This window comes from Kitasatospora sp. NPDC093558, assembly GCF_040683475.1.
Lineage (GTDB): Bacteria > Actinomycetota > Actinomycetes > Streptomycetales > Streptomycetaceae > Kitasatospora.
In genome coordinates, this window is sequence record NZ_JBFBDY010001045.1 from 1 (window position 1) to 1,655 (window position 1,655).

Consider the following 1,655-nt stretch of genomic DNA (forward strand, 5'->3'; position numbering starts at 1 on the left):
CGCATCGGGGCCCGGGTCGATGCCATCGCCGACACCGACGCGACCTTCGAGCGCGCGGCGCTCGAACGCCGCGCCGTGTGGCTGTACGAGACGGCCCAGCGCGCCTGGACCGAGCACGACCTCGCCACGCTGCAGCGGATCCTGTCCCCGGTGCTGTACGGCAAGTGGGCCGAGGAGCTGCACGATTACGCCTCACGCGGCGAGGCCAACGTCGTGGAGATCGTCTCCGGCCCGGTCGTCGAGCTGGTCGACGTCGCCAACCGTGCGGGCGAGGTGAACGACACCGTCACCTTCCGGATCACCGCGACACTCCACGACTACGTGCGCCGCGGCGACGGCGGGCAAGCCGTGCGCAAGGACGGCTCGACGCGCCCGGTGGAGTACTGGACGCTGCGCAAGAACGCGGCCGGGGAGTGGATCGTGTCGTCGCTGGAACAGGCCGCCGAGGGGGCGCACCACCTGAGCGCCGCCATCGAGACGGACGGCTGGGACCAGAAGGAGGTCGCGCGCGAGGCCGTGCTCGAGGTGGCCGGCAAGACCTCGGTCACCGGGGTGAGCGACATCCTGTCGCTCACCAACATCTCGTGGAGCACGGACGCCGACTCCGCCGCCGGCGACCTGAGCGTCCTCGACGCCCGGTTCGACAGGTCCGTCCTCGAGGTCGCCGTCGAACGGTTCCTCGAGGAATGGGTCATGAACGACGGCAGCCTCGACTTCACGCCCGTGCGCACCACGCACCGCACCGTCATGCGCCAGGCCTCCGTCACCTGCGTCAAAGTGAGCTCGCTGGTCTCCCGCGACCCGGTCGTCTTCCGCGTCACGGTCGACGCCGAGGGCGTCTACTACGAAGTCGACCGCCGCAGCGAAGAGGTCCTGCGCGGTGACCCGCACAAGCGCAGGCCCCTCGCCTTCACCTTCGACCTGCGCCTGGACACCACCAACGCCAACGCGTGGACCGTCATCGCCACCACCGTGCAGTAGGCCCAGACCCGCACCAGGGCCCAGGGCCTCACACCCCGCCCGCCGTCCGCGCCGCCGGGTACCCTCGGTCGTACGGCAGCCGCCGGTACCGCGTGTGGCCCGACCCGGGAGACGTCATCGATGAGTAGAGCCGCCGGCGGCGCGTCCCGCGTCCCGCTCGACGACCTCGTCCGGCTGCGCAGGGCCCGGGACATGATGGACCGCGAGTACGCGCAGCCGCTGGACGTCACGGCGCTGGCGCGCACCGCCCTCATGTCGGCGGGCCACTTCTCGCGCAGTTTCCGCGCCGCGTACGGGGAGACGCCCTACAGCTACCTCATGACCCGGCGGATCGAGCGGGCCAAGGCGTTGCTGCGGCGGGGCGACCTCACGGTGACGGAGGTGTGCATGGAGGTGGGCTGTACGTCGCTGGGGTCGTTCAGCTCGCGCTTCACCGAGCTGGTCGGCGAGACCCCGAGTGCGTACCGGGCCCGTGAGCACGAGGACGGCGCCGCGCTGCCGGCCTGTATTTCGAAGATCCACACCCGGCCGGTCAAGGGCGGCGGAGCGAAGCCGCAGGGCGAGGGGTAGCCGACGATGGCGGTCGAGCTCGTCTGCGAGAGCCACTCCACCACCACGGACAACGAGGCCGGGATCGCCACCGGCCACCTCCCGGGCCGCCTGTCGGACGCGGG

General features: G+C 71.5%; 2 protein-coding genes. Both read left to right on the forward strand.

All coding sequences use genetic code 11. The annotated features are described in order from the left end of the window. Window positions 1-981 (forward strand): Tim44-like domain-containing protein (locus AB0O00_RS38295; RefSeq protein ID WP_363659303.1); only part of this gene is annotated, 981 nt, incomplete at its 5' end. A 120-nt stretch (window positions 982-1,101) separates the two neighbouring features. Further along, window positions 1,102-1,551 (forward strand): helix-turn-helix transcriptional regulator, encoded by a 450-nt coding sequence (locus tag AB0O00_RS38300; protein WP_363659304.1) that lies wholly within the window; start codon window positions 1,102-1,104, stop codon window positions 1,549-1,551. The last annotated feature ends 104 nt before the right edge of the window (window positions 1,552-1,655 follow it).